The sequence below is a fragment of the Vibrio sp. CB1-5 genome (assembly GCF_059412285.1).
Window position 1 is genome coordinate 134,578 of record NZ_JBJHPB010000005.1, and the last position, 20,684, is coordinate 155,261.

Below are 20,684 nucleotides of genomic sequence, written 5' to 3' on the forward strand. Positions count from 1 at the left end.
TTCTAAGGTCTTATTGCGCTTGTTTGTCAGTGACTTTAGGCTTATCAACCTCGGTTAACAGGCCTTTGACTAGGCTCACACAGCCTAAAATCAAAATAACCGTAAACGGCAGCGCCGCAATAATCGTAATGGATTGCAGTGCTTGAATGGACTGAGTACCGCCAATCCACAGCATCACTGTCGCAATTACCGCTGAGATCACCGCCCAAACCACTTTCTGCTTGATCGGGAGCTCCAGTTTGCCACCTGCTGTCATGCTATCAACCACAATAGAGCCAGAGTCGAGTGTGGTAACGAAGAACACCACAATCAATGCAACCGCAATAATAGAAAGGATATTGCCGATAGGATACGCATCAAGCATGTAGAACAGGCTGAGTGATACATCAGAGATCCCTTGTTCCATGCCAAGTAAGCCAACTTTGTCGATGATTTGCTGAATAGCGATACCACCAAAGAAAGACATCCAAGCTGTGGTAACCAGGGTTGGAATGATCAACACGCAGAATAGGAACTCACGGATGGTTCTACCTTTTGAAATGCGAGCAACAAACATACCGAAAAATGGTGCATACGCTACCCACCAAGCCCAGTAGAACACAGTCCAACCATGTAACCATGTCGTATCTTCGCGGCCAGCCGTTTGGCTTAGCGGAATGATGTTTTTCACGTAGCCAACCAGTGAAGTCGTGAGTGAATCGAACACTGTGGTGAAGTTTAAAACGCCCATAAAGCCAAGGAATATGAAGGCGATGATCATGTTAAGGTTACTTAAGACCTTAACGCCGCCATCCATGCCACGAACCACAGAAACAATAGCCAGACCCATGATGGTAAGGATGATAGCAATCTGCAGCATTAGGCTGTTTTCGAGGCCAAACACATGACTGATACCACTGGCTGCTTGAGAGCCCCCTAGTCCTAGAGACGTCGCAAGACCAAATAGGATAACCAGTACAGCCATCACGTCGATAACATCACCGATGCGTCCCCAAACTCTGTCCCCCAGCAGTGGGTAGAACACCGAGCGCATAGAAAGTGGTAGGCCTTTGTTATACACGAAATAGGCCAGTGACAGTGCGGCCATGCCATAGATCGCCCAAGCGTGTAGGCCCCAGTGGAATACAGTGGCTCCCAATGCGGCTTCACGACCTTCTGGTGTGAAAGGCTCTGCATTGAGTGGTGTACCGAACCAGTTGGTAAAGAATGCCGTTGGCTCTGCCACACCCCAGAAAATAAGGCCAATACCCATACCTGCTGCAAACAGCATTGAGATCCAGGATAAAGTTGAATAGTCCGTTGTGGCGTCATCGCCACCTAAGCGAATTTTTCCAAGTGGAGAAAACGCAATGAGTACTGCGAATATCAGTAGGATGTTCGCTCCCCACATAAACACAAAATCAAACTTCGAGAGGACGACGGCTTTCACCGCGTCGATAGCTGCCTTAGCATCTGCTGGCGAAAGAACAAGAAGAGTGACGATGAAGAGGATGGATAGACCCGCTGACGCGGTAAATACTGTGTTGTGGACATCCATGCCCCATTTGGTGATGTTGTCTTGGCCGACTTGATAATCGGTTGAATCGATACTGTATTTTTGAGATTTGAAACTCATAGTTATAGGTTTACATATTCGCGTTGACGAATATAAAGACCAACTCCATGTTTAATGAATTACTGATTAGAATTCGAAATGCCTTCGATTAAAGTTATTTTTAATCAGAGGTTTATGATGAAATTATCCGTTTTACATCTAATCCTGAACTGACAATTCTATCATATCTAGGTGATCATATGGGGATGGTTATGAATAGAAAGTGTAATTAAAGGCATTGATATGCCACCAATTCCGCTGTAAGGCGATAATAGAAGTGGCCTGAATCATCACTTTATCGGCCGTTAAAACACAATTTTGACACTATTCGACACTGTTCAAGTAAATTCAAGCAGTTAGATAACCTTGGAAGTAATGACTAAAAAATGGCCGAAGTTGAATAGATGACAAACGTCGCTTTTTTACACTCTCATCACATGTTTTACCTTACTTTTCCCGACATTTGGGTGCATTTAAAATAGGAAACGATTACTCTATTGCCTCAATTTACGACATGCATCGGAACCATTGTGCAATCGAATCAACTAGCGGACGGATCGACCACGGCTAAGCGTCCGTCGCGAAAACTCAAAACAAGCATCGCTTTTGGACTGCCTTTCATGGCAGCGTTTGTTTTTCTTCAAAGCTTACCTGACTCAACTATGAAAGGTACCATTGAGCTTAATCTCAATGACTCTCCGGCCGTTGCTGTGCTTTCTGAAGAACCGCCAAAAGCCGAACTACCCCCTAAATACGCATACAAAGTAAAATCTGGCGATAGCCTCAGCCAGATCTTTGATCAACTGGGTTTTCCATACAGTGACATGATGTCTGTAATGGAAACCGATTTGAACTTCCTTGTACTCGACACCTTAAGACCGGGTGACAGACTGCGCTTTTGGCAAAACGAAGCGACCGGTACACTAAGCAAACTTGAAGTCAGCCGCAACGTGGCTGAAAAAGCCGTCTACGCTCGTTTAGATGATGGAAGCTACGAGTTCAAAGACATTTCGATTCCGGGCGACTGGGAAAGTGTTGCCATGGTTGGCAGCATTAACGGCAGCTTTTCTGCCTCTGCGAACAAACTCGGCCTCAATCCACGCGAAATCGACCAAGTCGTGACCTTACTAAAAGATAAGATCAGCTTCACGCGTGACTTGCGTGCAGGGGATCGCTTTGAAGTGGTGAAAAATAGCCAGTTTGTTGATGGCACGTCTACAGGGAACTCGGAGATCCAAGCCATTAAGATCTTCAACCGTGGTGCTATGTATTCAGCGTATCTGCATAGTAACGGTCAGTACTACGATGCCAAGGGTGACAGCTTGCAGCGTGCCTTTATGCGTTATCCAGTGAAAAACCACCGCATTACTTCGGGATTCAATCCAAATCGTCGTCACCCGGTGACTGGGCGCGTTTCTCCGCATAATGGTACGGACTTTGGCGTTCGCACTGGTACCAATGTTTATACGACTGGTGACGGTGTCGTCGCCATGGTTCGCAACCACCCATATGCGGGTAAATATGTTGTGGTTGATCACGGTGGTCCATACAAAACACGTTATCTTCACTTAAGTAAAATCCTAGTGAAGAAAGGGCAGAAAGTGACCCGTGGAACTCGAATCGGTTTATCTGGCGCAACGGGTCGAGTTACGGGGCCACATCTGCATTACGAGTTGATTTCTCGTGGTAGGCCAGTAAATGCTATGCGAGCTAACATTCCTATGGCAGACTCTGTCCCGAAAAACGAGCTCAAGCAGTTTATAGCGCGTCGAGATGAACTAGATGCCATGCTTGAGAAACAAGAGACCAAACTGGCGAGTTTATAATCGCCAATTTATGGTCGCCAAATAACGATGGTATAACGCATGCAACAATTAGAATTTCAGCTGCTGGTCATGCAGCTATGTGAGTTGAAAACACTCCCAGACGCATTGAACAAGCTGAAAAGCTCTGAAAACCCAGAAGTCAAAGAAGCAGCAGAAAGCCTTACTGGTCAGTTCGCACTGGCAACAGTGGATGGTGAAGAGCGCATCTATCACGTGTTTAACGACGTAGACGACAACGGTGAAGAGCAAGAGTACGCTGAGCACATCATGAACGAAGGCGATGACGTGATTAAGTTTGTCGCATGGTTCTTTGATGTGATGTTTGAAATCAAACAAAGCGATACTTACAAAACAGCGGGTAAAACTTACCGTCAGCCAAAACGTTCGTAATCGTTAATTGATGAAACAACAGCGGCGCTCAATTTTGAGCGCCGCTGTTGTTTTTGCTGTTTGTGATTGGGCAATTTGGCGCGAATGTGCAATGCTTTTTGTAAGCTCCCTTCATTGAGGTTGTCATGGAGAAATCACAATCCGCACAATACATTGTCTCTCAGCGTTTTGGTTTTGGCCCAAGGGTGGGAGATGCAAAACTCGCCCCTTCACTCAATGACCAACTCAAGGCCCAGCCTTATGTGAACAAGGCAATTACGTCTTTGCCTACCACCGATGAGCTGCTTGCGCATATGGGAGATCTTAATCGCCGTCGTAAAGCGTCTATGACGGAAGAAGAGAAAAAGCTGTTCACCAAATCCAGCAATGCATTCTTCCAAGAAAGCTATCAAGCATTGGCCACGGCTCGCAATCTACAAATCTTAACGACTCCCCTCGGTTTCCAAGAGCGCCTTATCCAATTTTGGAGCAACCATTTTGCGGTATCGGCGGATAACCGTCGCGTTCGACCTATTGCTGCTGGTATCGAAAATGAGGTGATACGTGAGCTATGGAGTATCGACTTTCCATCTATGTTGCTTGCGGTGTGTCAGCATCCAACCATGCTGATCTATTTGGACAATCATCGCTCGATTGGTCCCGGCTCCAAAGCCGGACAGAAACGCAATAAAGGACTGAATGAGAATCTCGCGCGAGAGATTTTAGAGTTGCATACTTTAGGTGTCGATGGCGGTTACTCGCAAAACGATGTGATTGAGTTAGCACAAGGCCTTACGGGTTGGAGTGTCAGCTTCAAAGCAGAGCGTCCCGGCTATCAGTTTGTTGAGGCTATGCATGAGCCGGGTGCTATCAATGTACTTGGGCAGGTTTATGACCAATCCGGTGAGGAGCAAGCAGCCGCCTGTTTGCGCGACCTTGCGAACCATGAAAATACCGCCAGGCATTTGTGTCGCAAGCTGGTGGAGCATTTTTATGGTCCTGGACACGCTTCTTTAATCGATGAGCTATCTAAAGTTTGGCTCGACAATCAAGGGATGCTGATCCCTGTATACCTCACATTAATTAACTCACCACTAAAAAACATTTCTGAGCAACTCCGCTTTCGCACTCCCCAGGAGTGGTATTTTGCTGTGCTTCGCAGTGCCGATTTTGAACCGAATCCAAGGCAAATGACTCAACACCTTAGACTGTTAGGGCAGCAGCCTTTTATGTCAGGTTCACCCGCTGGTTGGCCCGACAGCGATGCGGATTACAATTCTTCATCGGCGCTTAAGCAGCGTTGGCAAGTCGCGGATCAAACCGCCAAACTTGTGGTGAGGCACATGGAGCGCAGTCAACAAAATGTCGATGACAAATTGATTCAGATGATTCAAAGGCTGTATGGCAGTGAAGTTGATGAGCATGTTCTTACAGCGATTGATAAAGCGCAAGATCCTACCTCCAAGCTTGTTGTGCTTTGGATGAGCCCGCAGTTTCAATATAGGTAAAGACGATGACGACAAGACGAGATTTTATTAAAGGCGTTGGCGCGGCATCTCTGGTTAGTTTGCTACCCAACTTATCGTTCGCTGCTACTCAGTCTCCAAACAAACTGGTTTGGATAACGCTGCGTGGCGCTATGGATGGATTGAACGTTGTGGTGCCAACTTTTGATGATGACTACTATGCGCTGCGTCCCAACATTGCGATGGCAAAAACCGATCTCAAGCCCCTCGATAAAGGCTTTGGCTTACATCCATCATTAGTCAACGTTCATCAGTGGTATCAACAAGGACATGCTGCCTTCATTCATGCATGTGCGACAAACTATCGGCAGCGTTCTCACTTTGATGGTCAAAAAGTGTTAGAGAATGGCACATCCGACCCGTTTGATCCCATTGGCTGGATGAATCGATATTTAGCAACGCAACACTCTCAAGCAACGTCACAACAAGCGATTGCTATCGATGCAGGTATGCCACTCATTGTCCGCGGCGATGTGAAGGTCAGTAGTTGGTTTCCACATAAACTGAAAGCCAAACAGCAGCAAGCGGATCTGCTCGCTGAGCTATTTCAAAATGATGAAGTATTATCAGCCAACTTTGAAGATGCGATGAAACTTGAATCCATGACCTCCGGCGGCAGTCAAAGCAAACAATTTGCAAGCTTAATGCGTCAAGCTGGAGATTTCATGCGCACGCCGAATGGCCCTAATATTGCGGTACTAGAGCTAGGGGGATGGGATACGCACTCTGCGCAAGGTACGGTCAAAGGCAGACTTAGCAGTCAATTGACCAAGCTGGACAAAGGGCTTGTAGCCCTCAAAGAGGCACTGGGCGAGCAGTGGTCATCAACTGTTATCATCGCGGCCAGTGAGTTTGGTCGCACCGTGGCGGAAAACGGTACCAAAGGCACCGATCACGGCACAGCCAATGCGATGTTTGTTCTTGGTGGTGCATTGAGCAAATCTGACGTTATTGTGGAGTGGCCCGGACTCTCTGAAGCGCAGCGCTATCAAGGGCGCGATTTGGCGCCAACCACTGATACTCGCACGGTGATTAAGGCCGTGTTAAAGCAGCATATGGGAGCAGATAACACTGCTTTGACGCAAGTTTTTCCAGGAGCACCTGAGCCACGGGCGCTAGATGGTTTACTTGGTTAGTGAGTACTAGCACTGTATTTTGCGATCTCGCTGGCAGTCTCGGATTTTGAGGCTGCCACTTTCGCTCAATTGTGTATAATCCTTCCCATCACTTCCCTAGGAGCGCACGCCTACATGAACAACTAACTCAATTTCGAACGTTTTATACAAGTAACTTTTGAAATCGCAGAGTTAGTGGGCGTTGGCTCGTTCTATATTTTTGTCTACTGATCAGGGCATTGTCAATGATCGAGACATCTCTACCTATCACGACATTGTCGTTTGTGCTGCCAAGCGTCTCATGCTCTGCCAAGGAGGATGTATGACTGCTATTCATGCTATTTCACTATCAAAACATTTTTCAGACGGACAAGATCTGTTTAACGATCTCTCGTTCACGATTCCATGTGGTGTTACCGCCCTAGTGGGAAAAAATGGCCGTGGCAAAAGCCACTTAGCCTCAATATTGACCAAGCAATCTCAACCGACAAGCGGCAGTGTTGAGTGGGGAAGCGACATAAAGTCTGTGGGTGTTTATTTCCAAGAGGCACCTTTCGATGATCTTGAATGCTCGATTGCTGCCTATCTAGGCCTTGAACATAACCAAGGCACGAACGCTGTTGGCTGGTATTGGTTTTCGACGTGAATCGGTGCATCAAAGCGTATCAGCGCTTAGCGGTGGGGAGAAGATGAAGCTAGCGATGTTGATCGCCTCACACCAATCACACTCTTCAATTTTGCTGCTGGATGAGCCCGACAACCATCTTGATTTGGAGGCTAAACAGCAGTTGATTGGAGCAATTAATGGCTACCAAGGCACAGTGATCCTTGTTAGTCATGATGAAGGGTTCGTTGGACGTTTGGCTATCGATAGAACCATTGAGCTAGGTTAAATATCCGAATGCTCTGTTTGCTGATAAATGTGTGCAATAAAAAAGGGTCACGATCGTGACCCTTTCTATTTCTATTCTCCCGCCACCAAGTGGTTTTTGGTGCGAATGCTTGCGATAAACATATAGATCGCAGTCGCCATCATAGTGGCGAGCAAGTAGGCCATCAAACCTTGTGTGCCATTCATAAACCAGTCTGCAATTACTGGCCCTGCTACTGAGCCAATGCTGTAGCAGAAAAGCATCACTTGTGTCGCCGACACAATAAAGCTTTCATCAAGCTTGTCACAGCCAAGGTTAATCGCGATTGGGTAGAGCGCGAAAGTGGCCATGCCAATCAAGAATAAGCTGATCGCAAGTACGCTCAAGTCATCGCTCAAGATCACTAAACCCACGCCAAACACACCCAGTAAGCAGAATGGGCCCATAAGCGGTGTACGTCCTGCCACTTTAATCAATGCAGGGACAATAGTTTGTACCGCCATACCACCAAGGATGACCAATGCCATTAACGCGCTTAGGTTGGTTTGTGACACATTACGATGCGTAAGCTCTACAGGCATCAAACCGTAGATAGAGCCAAGTGTTAGACCCGATACGATACAGCCAATGATCGCAGCATGATTCAGCTTCGCTACTTGTTTAAGTGACAGTGTTGCTGAGTGTGCACTTTGTGGCTGCTGAGTAGGGACAAACATCAGCACTAGAATCGCAGCACTCAACATAGATAGAATCACCACAAACGGCACGCTACCTTCGATTCCAATGAAACCGATGCCAAGCTGACCCAAAGCAGAACCACCGTATAGTGAGCCCATGTATAGGCCTAAGCGTTTTGCGCGGCTTGACTCATCACCCACGAGCAACCATGACTCGACAATGACGAACACGCCTGCTACCGCAATACCTGCAATAAAACGTGCTACAAGCCATGCCCAAGCGATAGGGACAAGCGGCAGTACAACGATGGTAGCAATAAACAGCACCAAGCAAGCAATAAAAGCGATGCGATGACCGACGTGCTTTACCGCTGGTTCAATAATCACAGCGCCAACTAATAGACCCGCATAAAACACACTAGCGAGCCAACTTGCGTTGCTTGCATCTATGCCATATTGATTGAGCATCAACGGGATCAAGCTCATTAGGTAGCCTGATGCCACAGCATAGAGTGATAGCGCAATAACAGGAACTTTAAAGCCCGTTTTTACTGCGAAATCAGTTGTGTTTTCCACTCGCGGTGCCTCCAAATCTAGTCGTGGGAAATCAAAAAAATGTAAGATTTGATGAAGTTTTCGCCGCGACTATGAGGCTTTAAGGGAGGTGAGTAAAACGAAAAAAAATGACCTTGACGACAAAGAATACTTATCGTCAACGTGCGCAAATTTTGCTAGCTAAAATCAGGATTATCGACGCTGAAATAAGGCCTTATTTCAGCGTGTATGTGGAGGACTAGGGGCGTTAAACTTTAAAGAAGTTAGTAGCGAACTTATAGCTCTCCCAGCGATGTTTCACATTCGAGTACTCAAAAATTTCGCCGTCATCGAGGTACACCACCTGCTCAACGTTGACGAGAGGCTCTCCTTCAGAAATACCAAACTCTTTAGCGTAAAACTGACTCGCTTTGACCACGGTAATTTCCATCGTTGAGCTGTGTATCTTTAGGCCAAGCTTATTGGTGATGAAGCTATAGATGGAGTCCTCTGCGTGCTCACGCTTTAGACCTAAAATGATACTGATTGGCATATAGGTTTCTTCTAGTGAAGACGGGACGCCATCAATAATGCGCAGTCGGGTGGTGTTATAGAGCATGTCTTCTATATCACAGTTAAGGCGCTTGGCTATATGCTCATCGGCCGGCACTACCTGAAATTCGAGCACTTTAGTCTCAACGGATTGACCGTTTGCGAGGACATTGGCTTTGGTGCCATGTAAGTGCGCGTAGCTCGCGTTCCCCAGCGGTCTTTTAACAAACGACCCAGAACCTCGTTTTCGAACCACCAAGCCCTCTGTAACCAATATATCCAGCGCCTTTTTTATCGTCAGCTCACTACAGCCGAACTCTGCGGCCAGCTCACTACCGCCAGGCAGTTTTTGTGTTGTGGAGTATTGCCCACTCAAAATGCGCTGCTTGATCGATTGGTAGATATCGGAATATTTCGCTTTGGTGGTCATAGTGTCGCGCTGTCTATAAGTCGATGATTTTCGACATAGTATGACAAAACGCCCAGGAGTAAAAACAATAGCGGTGATTTGACGGATAATTGGTGAGATCTGCGTAGTGGCTCATAAGAGCTAGCAGGCAATCGTTATTGAGGTAAGGGCGAAAAATTGAGCTAGGACAATAAAATTAATATTGATTATGAAAACGATATTGATTCCTATTTCAATGCGAGTGATAATGAGTAGGTTAACTATAACCATAAAGAATATAAGGAAATCAGAATGAGTCAGTCCTTTGGTTTCGTCAAGCGTTTGGCGCTAACCCTTACCGCAACTCTAGCTTTGGCCGCTCAAGCCAGTGCCGTTACTATTCAGCATTTTAAAGGCACTAGTGAGTTTGATGGCACACCAAAGCGTGTCGTTGTGCTGGGCAATGGTAGTCTAGACGTACTAGATCGTATTGGTGTGAAACCTGTAGGCGCGCCTCATTCGCTACTTCCAGAATATCTAGCTGACTACAAACAAACGACAGGCAATACAGGCTCTGTAGGTGAGCCGGATTTTGAAGCCATCTTTACCTTAAAGCCTGATGTCATCATCGCAGAAAATCGCATGCTTCGCGTCTACGATGATCTTAACCAGATTGCACCGACCGTCATGTTCTATGTTGACAACGGTCAGTACTGGCAAGACACGCAAGCAAACTGGCGTATGCTGGGTAAGCTGTTTGACAAACAAGATGAAGTGGAATCACTTATTGCAGAAACTCAGCAGCAACTTGACAGCGCATCATCTAAAGTTGCGAAGCAAAACCTAAATGCGCTAATGCTCATGAACAACGGCAGCAACGTCGCGATGTTTAACAAGGGTAGCCGTTTCTCAATTGTATTTGATGATTTTGGTTTTGCAGAGTCTAACAGCACAAACGTAGCGCCAATTGAAGGCTCGCACGGTAACCTTATTTCGTTCGAATATGTTGCCGATGCTCAGCCAGAAGTGATCTTCATTCTAGACCGCGAACAAGCGATTGGCCGCAGTGCAGGTAAGGCGAAAGAGCTGTTTAACAACCCGTTAGTGGATTCAACGCCTGCGGCGAAAAACAACAAGATTGTTTATATCGATCCAAACGCTTGGTATATCTCAGGTGGCGGTGTAACCGCAACGCAAACCATGATCAGTGATATCGACAAAGCATTGAACTAATTTGTTCTCCATTAAAAGTCTCTGCTAATTAGCAGAGACTTTTCTCGTTAAGTATCTTTTTAGCCCATCGTTGTAATGACCATTCATAAAACCATTTTGGCGACTGCTCTGCTTATTGTATTGGCCGTCTGCTCTCTAGTTCTTGGCGCTGCTTCTGTTTCACTAGCCGACTTGTTTCGTGGTGATGAGCATGCCTACTCCATCTATGTCGTCAGCCGCGTTCCTAGATTGCTTGCCATCATTCTTGCCGGTGCTGGTTTAAGTGTCGCAGGTCTCATCATGCAGCAAATCGTGCAGAACCGTTTTGCGTCACCATCGACGACGGGCACTATTGACTGTGCGCTGCTTGGCTACGTTGTTGGGCTAATTTTCCTTGGCGGTGCTAGCCAATGGGTACACTTGGGCGCCATCTTCTTTTTCGCCGTTGCAGGTACGTTGATATTCGTGCGCTTCTTGCAAAGGCTGCAATTTAAGAACGCAGTTCTCGTGCCGCTTATCGGTATCATGTATGGCAACGTGATTTCTGCGCTCACTACCTTCATTGCCTACAAGTACGACTTGGTGCAAACCATGTCTTCGTGGACAGTGGCTAATTTTGCCAGCGTGCTGCAAGGTAACTACGAGATCTTATATTTAGCAGTACCTGCATGTCTTTTGGCCTATTTCTATGCTCGACAGTTCAGTGCCGCGAGCGTGGGTGAAAGCTTCGCTAAGAACATCGGCCTCGACTATCAGAAGATTGTCTTTATTGGCGTAATTTTAGTTGCAGTTAGCTCCTCTACAGTCGTGATGATCGTTGGCGTTATCCCATTCCTTGGTCTTATCGTGCCGAATATCGTGTCGCTGTTTATGGGCGATAACATGAAGCGGATCTTGCCTTGGACAGCTTACTGGGGCGTCATTCTCGTCCTTGCTTGTGACATTTTAGGTCGCTTGATTATTTTCCCTTATGAAATGCCTATCTCGATGATCATCAGTATTTTCGGTGGTGCAGTGTTTATTTATCTGGTGTTGAGAGAGAAGCGCAATGCGTGATTCACTGAAAATTTCCTTACTCATCGCGGGATGTGTGGCGATTATCACTTGGTTTGTGGGGCAGGGATTGACGGCCGACAACTACCAATTTTTCCTATCGCGCCGTATTCCTAAGGTACTGGCAATTGTGCTGGCCGCCGTTGCGATCTCTGCGTCTTCTTTGGTGTTTCAAACCATCACTAACAACCGCATCCTAACGCCATCGATATTGGGCTTCGATAGTTTGTATCTGATGGTGCAAGTCCTGATGGTGGTCATTCTTGGCAGCACCAGTTTTTGGGTGATTCACGCGATGAGCAACTTTTTGCTTTCTACGTGTGTCATGATTGGCTTCTCACTGCTGCTGTTTCATTTTTACTTCAAGCGTAAGGACAGCAATGTTTTCACGCTATTGTTGATTGGTATTGTCTGCGGCAGTTTGTTTAGCAGCGTGACTGGCTTTTTGACCATGTTGGTCGACCCCAATGAATTCGCGAGTATTCAAAACTCTATGTTCGCGAGCTTTAATAACGTGAATGCCAAACTGGTCTACTGGAGCCTGATCCCACTCTCACTCTGCTTAGCGATTCTGTTCTACTACGCTCCAAAGCTGGATGTGCTTTGGCTAGGGACAGACAACGCGACAAGCCTTGGTGTCAATACTCAGCAACTCACTCAACGTGTGATGATCCTCATCACTATCATGATTGCGATTTCTACAGCCTTGGTGGGGCCTGTGCTGTTTTTTGGCTTGATCACGGTGAGTTTAACTCGTGAAATCTTTAGGCACTATCAGCACCGTTTTCTCATTATTGCGAGCAGTTTACTGGCGGTATTTTTGCTGGTTACAGGTCAGTGGTTTGTTGAAAAAGTACTGGCGTTCCAAACGACGATCAGCGTGATCATCAATCTCGTTGGTGGCTCCTACTTCCTGTTCTTATTGCTAAGAAACAGAATTAATTAAGAGGTATAACAGTGATTAAGTTAACAGGTCTAAGTAAAAAGTACGGCAAAACCTTCGTTGTACAAGATGCAGATGCGCTTTTCCCGAAAGGAGAAGTGACTTCGATTATTGGCCCGAACGGTGCTGGCAAAAGTACGCTGTTGTCGATGGCAAGTCGCCTGACAGAGAGCGATGCGGGTGAAGTTGTGATTGGCGATAAGCTGCTTGCTCAGTGGGATACTAAAGAGCTGGCAAAACACCTCGCCGTGCTTCGTCAATCCAATAACATCAACATGCGTTTTACCATTCGTGAGTTGGTGTCTTTTGGTCGCTTTCCACATTCTGGTGGGCGTCTAACGGCAGAAGACAATGAGATCATCGATCAGGCGCTCGGTCATTTAGGGATTGAAGAGATCCAAAATAAGTACCTTGACCAACTCAGTGGCGGTCAGCGTCAAATGGCGTTCATCGCTATGGTGGTGGCACAAGATACCGACTATGTGTTTTTGGATGAGCCTTTAAACAACCTTGATATCAAACATTCAGTCGAAATCATGCACACCCTTCGCCGTCTCGCGCACGATTTTAATAAGGCTGTGGTGATTGTGATTCACGACATTAACTTTGCGTCTTGCTACTCAGACAACATCGTAGCGATGAAGAAAGGTAAGGTCATCAAATCCGGCAAAGTCGATGAAGTGGTTCAGCAGGAGACTATGGAAGCCATTTACGAGATCCCGTTTGATATTCGTGAGGTCGATGGGCGCAAGGTCTGCCTTTACTTTAATAGTTAATGCTTCTAAACCGATATGGGAGCCGATAGGCTCCTTTTTGAACGTCAGTTTGCTTCAATTGGTGATAGGTAAATACTGCATTAAAAACAGTTAGATTTGGAAACACCTCGCTAGGTGATAAACTAGTAAAAACAAAGCACTTCAGTTCGAGTAACTATGCTAAGCAACGAGCCTATGCCCATGCCAAAGCCCATTACGGAGCAGCAAATTCAGAGCACTTTAGAGAAGATCGTTGTCTTCCCGCCGTTCTATTCGTCGCCCAAACTGGTGGCGTTTTTACGCTACATTGTGGAGCAAACGTTGGCAGACCAAGGTGGTCAGCTTACTCAATATTCAATCGCGACAGATCTGTTTGAAAAGCCAGCGAGCTTTAATCCTTCCTCCGATCCAATGGTTCGTATGCTGGCAACGAAATTGCGCAAGCAGCTGGCGGCTTTTTATGAAAGCAACAACGACAGCGAGCTTATCGTCATTTCTCTGCCAAAGCGCAGTTACATGCCTGCGTTTGCTGTAAAAGAGAGCGCTGAGCCTTCGCCACTTATCCCTAGTATTAATTATCCTACACTTGTGGTTCAGCCTTTTGCGATGACCTTGCAAGACCTGATTTGTGATGAAGTAGCATTGTCGCTGCAAGAAGAACTCAGTCACGCATTGGGTTTATTTGAGCAGCTCGCGGTGATTTCATCGTTACGAGTGAAAGAAATGGCGGGAGGCTCACTTTCGTTGAGTGAGTTTCGCGACAAGCTAGGTGCACGCTACGTTGTGTCGGGATCAGTGCGCCGTGCCGGTGAGTCCCTGCGCGTGACTGTCGCACTGAATGAAACAGAGCACGGTCTGCAAATTTGGAGTGAGCGATTTGTTTTGTCTGTGGCTAGCGAGGATATGCTTGGCGACCAGCTTACGGTGATTCAACGCATAGCGACAAAAATGGCGTCTTCCTATGGCGTGATATCGATGCATGAATTTCAGCGTGTTAAGCAGCAAGAGTTTGTCTCACTCAACGACTATCAAGCGCGTCTCTATTATTTGGAGTACCTGACCAAAATGAGTCAGGAGCGCCTACAAGATATGATCACGCTCTATCAACAGTTGGTCGCTGGTCGATACGCCAATGATGCGAGAACCTTGGCTACGTTAGCTCAGCTTTATTGTGACGCCTTACTCTTTGGCATGATGAACTACGACGAGGTAATTGAGCGCTGTGAAAAGTTGGTTTCGAAAGCGTTGGATTATGCCCCGCGTGATGGTGAAGTGATGTTGGCTCAAGCCTGGTGGGCTTTGCTGACAAACAATCCGCAGAAAGTCAGCGGCTGTGCTGAGCGTATTATTCAGCTTAATCCTAACTCTCACTACACGATTGGCGCAGTGGGTTGGTTAGTGTGCTTATCGGGTAATTTTGATTATGGGGTCAAGATTTTAACTAATCTGTTGGGCAAGGATGATTATTTCCCAATCTGGCTCAAGCTAAGCCAAGCGTTGAACGCCATTCGTCAACAGGACAATGAAGCCGCGCTGCAAAGTCTGGATTTGTTCTATGTAGAAGGAAATGTGCTGCAAACTACTCTACTTGCTTTGATCTATCAGGTTGCAGGTCGAGAAACAACGGCTAGGCAGTATTGGAACGAGGCTAAACAAAGCGTGGCAGATATCAATGCCATCGCTGCTCAGCAACTTGATGTCATGATACTTGATGACTCTCTTCGTGCGACGTTAGAGCATGCCAGATTACACTTAGCGAATGTTACAGACTAGCGCTTTCAAGTAGTCCCCATTTTTATTACTTTATATCATCGATAATGCCTTTAATTGCCATGAGGTAATCTGAATAATTTACGTTTTAGATAACGTAAAGTGTACCTACTGTTACTGTTTGCATCTAAATGGTTCGGCTAATATTGAGCCATCAACCAAGTAGAGAGGCAATATCATGTCTAACATCAAAAAGTGGCCTGCAATCGACCCAGAAAAAGTAGCGAAATATAAGCACATCTGGGAAAACGTTTCTGCAGCAGACAACCTAGACCCAGAAGTTGCGGCATACCTAGCTCGCGTTAAAGAGCAAGGCGGCGGCAAGGGTATCGAGCAAATGAGCTTCATCAACAAAGATTACCTAGGTTTCTATCAAGCGCCATTCTCACAAGATTTAGATAACACCGATGTTGTTATCTACGGTATGGGCATCGAAAAATGTTCTCCTACTGGTTCTTCACACAAGTTCGCTCCACAGCGTCTACGCCACCTAAGTAAAATGGGTATGGGTACGGTTGGTGACAACGGTGAAATCCCATTCGAATGGTGTCGTATTTCTGACTACGGTAACTGGGATAGCCTAGGCCAATTCGAGCTTAAAGCAGAAGTTGAGCAGCTGACTGAGCTTCTTCACCACATGGTTGTTGAAAAAGATTGTACACCGCTAGTATTTGGTGGTGACCACACAATCCCATACCCAACAATGCGTGCTCTAGGTGAGAAATATGGTCCTCTTCGCGTTATCCACTTCGATGCGCACTATGACCTATCTACTCGTGCTGACTTTGACTACCCATACACGTCAGGTCACTGGTTACCAAAACTGTACTCTGAAGGTCTAGCGGATCCAGAGCGCACAGTTCAAATTGGTATGCGTGGTCGTCAAACGGCGCTTGTTAAAGGCAACCACATCGCATTTGGTACTACTGGCTTCACGACTAACGAAGTTTACGAACAAGGCGTTGATGCAGTAGCAGACAAGATCATCGAACTTTGTGGCGATGGCGGTCCTGTATACTTCACATTCGACCTAGATGCACTAGATACTGCGTTCTGTCGTTCAAACTCAAGCCCAGATCCATTCGGTCTGACACACCTTCAGGTTTACGACATCATTCGTAAAGTGAAGGCATCGGGTAAAGTTCGTCTTGTTGGTGCTGACGTAGCTGAGTACACGCCAGATACTGACCCAACAGATAAAGACGGCATCATTGCGGCTGGCTTTGGTTGGGAACTACTTTGCTGGCTAGCAGAAGAGCGTAAGAAAGAAAACGGCGGCGAAAACCGTCATACGGTATGGCACCAAGCATTTGGTTCTGTATCGCTGTAATCTTACTGCACTGATTTAAAAAACCACTGCTTTTTGCGGTGGTTTTTTATGTCTGCTAGATAACAAAAATTGATGCAAACGACAAAAAATCAGATTAGTGATAGTTAATCAACTTTGCTTCAATAGCGCCCGAAAGATTGCTGTTAATCTTATTTCCAATTAAGGGTTTAAAATGTTTGCTATTGAAGATGTTGTCGTTGCAACTAAAGGGATCGATCTAGGTAAGATGGTCGTGACTGGTTTGAGCGCTGGCGGCTTTTACGTACGTGTAGAAGTAGACGGCATGACTCTAACTTATCCAGCAAAAGACCTACAAAAAGCGTAATCTTTGACGCTGAGTTCTTTCTTTGTAAATGGCGACCCTAGGGTCGCCATTTTCTTTTGCTCCTAATTTTATCAATATTTTGCACCTTCACTGTGCAATGCCCTTCATTAGACCTGCTGTGCGTATTGAGTGTGCAACCACCGGTTTTCATACAAGCCTTAGCAGTACTCAGTATCAACATAATTTTGTTTTTCAACTTCTGCCTGGAATGAAAGTTGCAATTCAATCATAGATATAAAGAAAGTGGGTCTTTAGCCAAGGAGGGGAAAGATGATGCTTATCTTGCGCACAACGCCTTTAAACATGCTTAATTTGCTCATTCTACTCGTGCTGCTGTCTTCGGTGGTGCTGTTTGCGCTGGGTGCCATGTTAGCCGGGTATTTGGTATTGCTATTCATTACGACGATGGCATGGCTGATGCTGCTAACATTGAATTGCGAAATACGAGTACTCAATGAGTACTTTCAGCAGCTAAAGTCTGGTGAGGTGTCTTCCGTGCCTCCATCATTTGGCCTGCTCTATTCAAGCTTCCGCGCTATTGATGATGTTCATCAGTTGCTGCTACGAAAACAGCGTAAAGCGGAGGCGGTGCGGTCAGAAATGGCGTTTTGCGCTCAAGAATTGGCAAGCAATGCCTCCGATGCGGCCAAGGACAGTGATATGCAGGCGGAGTCGACGCTTTCTTCTGCATCAGCGGCAACGGAAATTTCACAGAGTATTGAAGATGTATCTAATCGCATTGAGCAGACCTTACAGGCCATTGAGCAAGGTAATGTTCTTTGTGGCCAGGGCAATCAGGCGCTTGTGAGCGTTCGAAGTAGTGTTGAGAGAGTGGAATCTCAAGTGGGCTCTACGGCGAAAAGCATAGTCACGCTTGAGAGCAATTTGTCCACGGTCTCGGAGATGTCCCAGTTTATTCGCGAGATTGCCGAGCAAACCAATCTACTGGCTCTCAACGCTGCGATTGAAGCGGCGCGAGCTGGTGAACATGGTCGCGGGTTCAGTGTGGTTGCCGAAGAAGTTGGCCGCCTCGCCAAGCGAAGTCATGAGTCCGCTAATGCCATTACTTCTCATGTCGAGCAGGTAACTGCGAGTATGAGTGATGTAACAACGATGATAGAGCAAGTTCGCGAAGGTAACGCGCGCTGCACTGAGCAGGCTCAGGTAGCTCAAAACACGTTGGAGGAGATGGGCATATCCATGGCATCGATTACCGATCAAGTAGCTGGCGTATCTGCCGCGTCTGAACAACAAGCGATCGCCATTCAGGAAATATCGAGCAATATGGAGCAGGTCGCGCTAACGGCAAAACACAACGCCGAGACTGCCGCTGACAACGCTCAGGTGGCTGAGCATCTTGAAAAGCTGACTGCATAGGGAGTGAATGATGATGGAGTTTGTAATGGCCAATCTTCAAGCAACGGTTGTAATGCTTTTTGCCTGTTTGAGCATGGTTGTTTTTGTGTGGAAAAGGAAACTTGCGCTGAGTAAGAGCCAGCAAGCAAAGCGCTCGGGATTGCAGTACTTAACCACACTTAGACAGCTTCTGGCGGCGATTCAACAACACAGAGGAATCACCAATGGTGTGCTGTGTGGAGACGACAAATTGCAATCTCGCCTTCCAACGCTACAAAGCGACATTAATAATCATCTGCAGACACTGACTCACTTGGATGAGGGTGTCCGCAATACTAGCAGTTGGCGAAGTGTTGAAGAAAACTGGCCAAGGGTTCGTGTTCAGTTTAAGCAGTGGTCGGCAGAGCAAAATCTTGCCACTCACAATCAACTGCTGGCTTCGTTGCTTGAATCAGTGGAGGAGTGTGCCCAATATTACCGTTTGACAGAGCTGCCACAGAGAGAAGGCGAGTCCATCGCACTGCTTTGGAATGATTTATTGAGGGTCGCTGAATGTGTCGGACAGGCTAGAGCTCTCGGTACTGGTGTGGCGGCCAAAGCGACGTGCAGTAGCGTTGAGCGAATTCGATTGAAGTATCTGCACCAGTCGATTCGCCGTTTTGTCACCGCGCAACGTCATTCGGATTTTCCTACCGTTAAGAAGCTTCTCGGGACTATAGAGAATAAAGTGCTCGTGCTTGTCCCGAGCGTTACCGCAGTTGAATATTTTGATGATGCGACAGCCGCTCTAGATGAGGTTTTTCGAGTATTTGACGAGCGGGTTACTGCACTTGGTGACAATGTTTAAGATGCTAGACTTGAGTGCTCTGAAGTATTGTTACCTCAGAGCGCTTTGCGAGGGTAAGGTTACAACTGCTCCTCAATCGGTAAGATACCACTGAACCAAGCGCCCATGCGGCGCCAAATACTGGCGTCTGGCTCAGACGTCAAGGTTTCCCCTGTCGCGTGGTCAAACCATATCAAGTCCCCATCGACTATTTTTAACTCGTAAGCGGTCTTTGAGATTTCTTTGCCGATAGCGTCATAGACCTTATTTGCATACTCAGGTTGCTCGATAACAACGCCCATTTCGGTATTAAGATGGGCTGAACGAGGGTCGAGGTTCATTGAACCAACGAACACTTTACGCTTATCAATGACCATCGCTTTGGTATGAAGACTTGAGCGGCTGCTCCCTGTTAAGCTCCAGTTCTTTTTGATTTCAGCATTGGACTTCACTTCCCACAGTTCTACACCGCCTTTGACCAAATCTTCACGATATTTAGCGTACCAACCGTGCACGGCAAAGACATCATTCGACGCCAGTGAGTTAGTAATAATGATGACTTCAAGACCTTGTTCAACGGCATTAATGAGATCTTTGGTGCCTTGCTCGGTTGGCACAAAGTAGGGTGAGATAAATACGAGCGATGTTTTCGAGTCGTCGAGCACAACGCTCAAGCTGTCGATAAGGGTACTTTGCTTACTGTCCGGTTTATTGGGTAAATCATAGAGCAGATCACCGATGCCCCAATACAGTTCGACCGTACCATTGACTAAATCGTTGTAGAGCGGGAGCTTAGCGAAATCATATTGACCACCAGAGAATTTCGCTTCAAGACCGAGCTCGTTGACCCAAGCTTCGACGTCAGCATCGGTATAGCGAAGATCTTGATTTGGTGCAATCCACTCGATTGGCACACTGTAATCACTGTTCCAATAAAGGTCGAACTGGCGATTTACTTGACGCACGGCTTTACCCACCATCATCAAATCTAGATCGGAAAACTCTACGGTAGATTCAATGGAATAGTATTCATTACCAACGTTTCGTCCGCCAATGATGGATACGACACCATCTACAGTCAGCGACTTATTGTGCATTCTGTGGTTTAGTCGCTCAAAGTCACTGAGCATTGCTATGCCGCGCGCAGAGCGAAGGTGATGCGGGTTGAACATGCGCACTTCGATATTGGGGTGGCTACTAAAGCGCAGCAGATCGTTGTCGTCGTATTTTTGCATGTCGTCGAGCAAAAGGCGTACGCGCACGCCACGCTCAGCGGCTTCGAATAGTCGCCACGCGATCAGGTTTCCCGCTTCGTCGTCTCGGAAAATATAGTACTGTACGTCAATGCTGGATTGAGCGGTTTCGATGATCGCCAGCCGAGCGAGTAGCGCATCGTGACCCTTATCCAGAGGGTGAAACCCGGTTTCATCAATCAGAGAATGGGAGGCCACTTCTCTTGCGAAATACAAGTCGAGTTTGGTTGGCTCATCATTGATGATGGTGTAGGAAGATTGTTTTTCGTACCGGCTAGGGTCAATGCTGGAAGAGACACATCCGCTCAAAGTGACGATGAGCAAGAGAGCGAAAAAATTTTTGATAGACAAAATGTTGGGCATAGTTAAAGTGCTGGTATTCGATTGAGTTCTAGAAATGCAGCGAGA

19 protein-coding genes are annotated in these 20,684 nt (G+C 46.6%); 15 read left to right on the top strand and 4 right to left on the bottom strand.

Annotated elements, in window-relative coordinates:
* Positions 1-10: 10 nt before the first annotated feature.
* Positions 11-1,615 (bottom strand): BCCT family transporter, encoded by a 1,605-nt coding sequence (locus ACJB0T_RS05520; protein ID WP_479292541.1) that lies wholly within the window; start codon positions 1,613-1,615, stop codon positions 11-13.
* Positions 1,616-2,214: 599 nt separating this feature from the next.
* On the opposite strand from ACJB0T_RS05520, the gene ACJB0T_RS05525 reads away from it, so the two are divergent.
* From ACJB0T_RS05525 to ACJB0T_RS05550, 6 genes are all read left to right on the top strand, one after another.
* A complete protein-coding gene (locus ACJB0T_RS05525) occupies positions 2,215-3,420 on the top strand; it encodes a peptidoglycan DD-metalloendopeptidase family protein (protein WP_479294518.1) in 1,206 nt (401 codons plus the stop codon).
* Between the two features lie 39 nt (positions 3,421-3,459).
* Positions 3,460-3,810, top strand: coding sequence for a hypothetical protein (locus ACJB0T_RS05530; RefSeq protein WP_479292543.1), 351 nt, complete (start codon positions 3,460-3,462; stop codon positions 3,808-3,810).
* A 125-nt stretch (positions 3,811-3,935) separates the two neighbouring features.
* Complete coding sequence (locus tag ACJB0T_RS05535; protein WP_479292546.1) at positions 3,936-5,297, top strand: DUF1800 domain-containing protein; 1,362 nt, start codon at positions 3,936-3,938, stop codon at positions 5,295-5,297.
* A gap of 5 nt (positions 5,298-5,302) precedes the next feature.
* Positions 5,303-6,451 (top strand): DUF1501 domain-containing protein, encoded by a 1,149-nt coding sequence (locus ACJB0T_RS05540; protein ID WP_479292548.1) that lies wholly within the window; start codon positions 5,303-5,305, stop codon positions 6,449-6,451.
* Positions 6,452-6,752: 301 nt separating this feature from the next.
* On the top strand, positions 6,753-7,076 hold the full coding sequence (locus ACJB0T_RS05545; protein WP_479292550.1) for an ATP-binding cassette domain-containing protein: 324 nt from the start codon (positions 6,753-6,755) through the stop codon (positions 7,074-7,076).
* A 4-nt stretch (positions 7,077-7,080) separates the two neighbouring features.
* Positions 7,081-7,323, top strand: coding sequence for an AAA family ATPase (locus tag ACJB0T_RS05550; protein ID WP_479292553.1), 243 nt, complete (start codon positions 7,081-7,083; stop codon positions 7,321-7,323).
* 71 nt (positions 7,324-7,394) lie between these two features.
* On the opposite strand, the gene ACJB0T_RS05555 is transcribed toward ACJB0T_RS05550, so the two are convergent.
* Both ACJB0T_RS05555 and ACJB0T_RS05560 read right to left on the bottom strand, forming a co-directional pair.
* Positions 7,395-8,555 carry an MFS transporter gene (locus ACJB0T_RS05555; RefSeq protein WP_479292555.1) on the bottom strand — a complete coding sequence of 387 codons (1,161 nt, stop codon included), beginning with the start codon at positions 8,553-8,555 and terminating at the stop codon, positions 7,395-7,397.
* Between the two features lie 226 nt (positions 8,556-8,781).
* On the bottom strand, positions 8,782-9,495 hold the full coding sequence (locus ACJB0T_RS05560; protein WP_479292557.1) for a GntR family transcriptional regulator: 714 nt from the start codon (positions 9,493-9,495) through the stop codon (positions 8,782-8,784).
* Positions 9,496-9,765: 270 nt separating this feature from the next.
* On the opposite strand from ACJB0T_RS05560, the gene ACJB0T_RS05565 reads away from it, so the two are divergent.
* The 9 genes from ACJB0T_RS05565 (at position 9,766) to ACJB0T_RS05605 (ending at position 19,044) form a co-directional block, all read left to right on the top strand.
* Complete coding sequence (locus ACJB0T_RS05565) at positions 9,766-10,686, top strand: siderophore ABC transporter substrate-binding protein (protein ID WP_479292559.1); 921 nt, start codon at positions 9,766-9,768, stop codon at positions 10,684-10,686.
* A gap of 75 nt (positions 10,687-10,761) precedes the next feature.
* Positions 10,762-11,721, top strand: a complete 960-nt coding sequence (locus ACJB0T_RS05570; protein WP_418642569.1) for an ABC transporter permease — start codon at positions 10,762-10,764, stop codon at positions 11,719-11,721.
* On the top strand, positions 11,714-12,664 hold the full coding sequence (locus tag ACJB0T_RS05575; RefSeq protein WP_479292561.1) for an iron chelate uptake ABC transporter family permease subunit: 951 nt from the start codon (positions 11,714-11,716) through the stop codon (positions 12,662-12,664). Before ACJB0T_RS05570 ends, ACJB0T_RS05575 begins: the two co-directional genes overlap by 8 nt.
* 11 nt (positions 12,665-12,675) lie before the next feature.
* Entirely contained in the window at positions 12,676-13,437 is a 762-nt protein-coding gene (locus tag ACJB0T_RS05580; RefSeq protein WP_353498852.1) for an iron ABC transporter ATP-binding protein, read from the top strand.
* 180 nt (positions 13,438-13,617) lie between these two features.
* Entirely contained in the window at positions 13,618-15,189 is a 1,572-nt protein-coding gene (locus tag ACJB0T_RS05585; RefSeq protein WP_479292564.1) for a tetratricopeptide repeat protein, read from the top strand.
* A gap of 175 nt (positions 15,190-15,364) precedes the next feature.
* The gene (locus tag ACJB0T_RS05590; RefSeq protein WP_042502628.1) at positions 15,365-16,516 is read left to right on the top strand and encodes an arginase family protein; all 1,152 of its coding nucleotides are present in this window, start codon (positions 15,365-15,367) and stop codon (positions 16,514-16,516) included.
* Between the two features lie 172 nt (positions 16,517-16,688).
* The gene (locus ACJB0T_RS05595; RefSeq protein WP_479292566.1) at positions 16,689-16,841 is read left to right on the top strand and encodes a hypothetical protein; all 153 of its coding nucleotides are present in this window, start codon (positions 16,689-16,691) and stop codon (positions 16,839-16,841) included.
* A gap of 270 nt (positions 16,842-17,111) precedes the next feature.
* On the top strand, positions 17,112-18,218 hold the full coding sequence (locus ACJB0T_RS05600; protein ID WP_479292568.1) for a methyl-accepting chemotaxis protein: 1,107 nt from the start codon (positions 17,112-17,114) through the stop codon (positions 18,216-18,218).
* A gap of 25 nt (positions 18,219-18,243) precedes the next feature.
* Positions 18,244-19,044, top strand: coding sequence for a nitrate- and nitrite sensing domain-containing protein (locus ACJB0T_RS05605; RefSeq protein WP_479292570.1), 801 nt, complete (start codon positions 18,244-18,246; stop codon positions 19,042-19,044).
* A gap of 59 nt (positions 19,045-19,103) precedes the next feature.
* On the opposite strand, the gene ACJB0T_RS05610 is transcribed toward ACJB0T_RS05605, so the two are convergent.
* Positions 19,104-20,639 (bottom strand): phospholipase D family protein, encoded by a 1,536-nt coding sequence (locus tag ACJB0T_RS05610; RefSeq protein WP_479292572.1) that lies wholly within the window; start codon positions 20,637-20,639, stop codon positions 19,104-19,106.
* Positions 20,640-20,684: the final 45 nt, after the last annotated feature.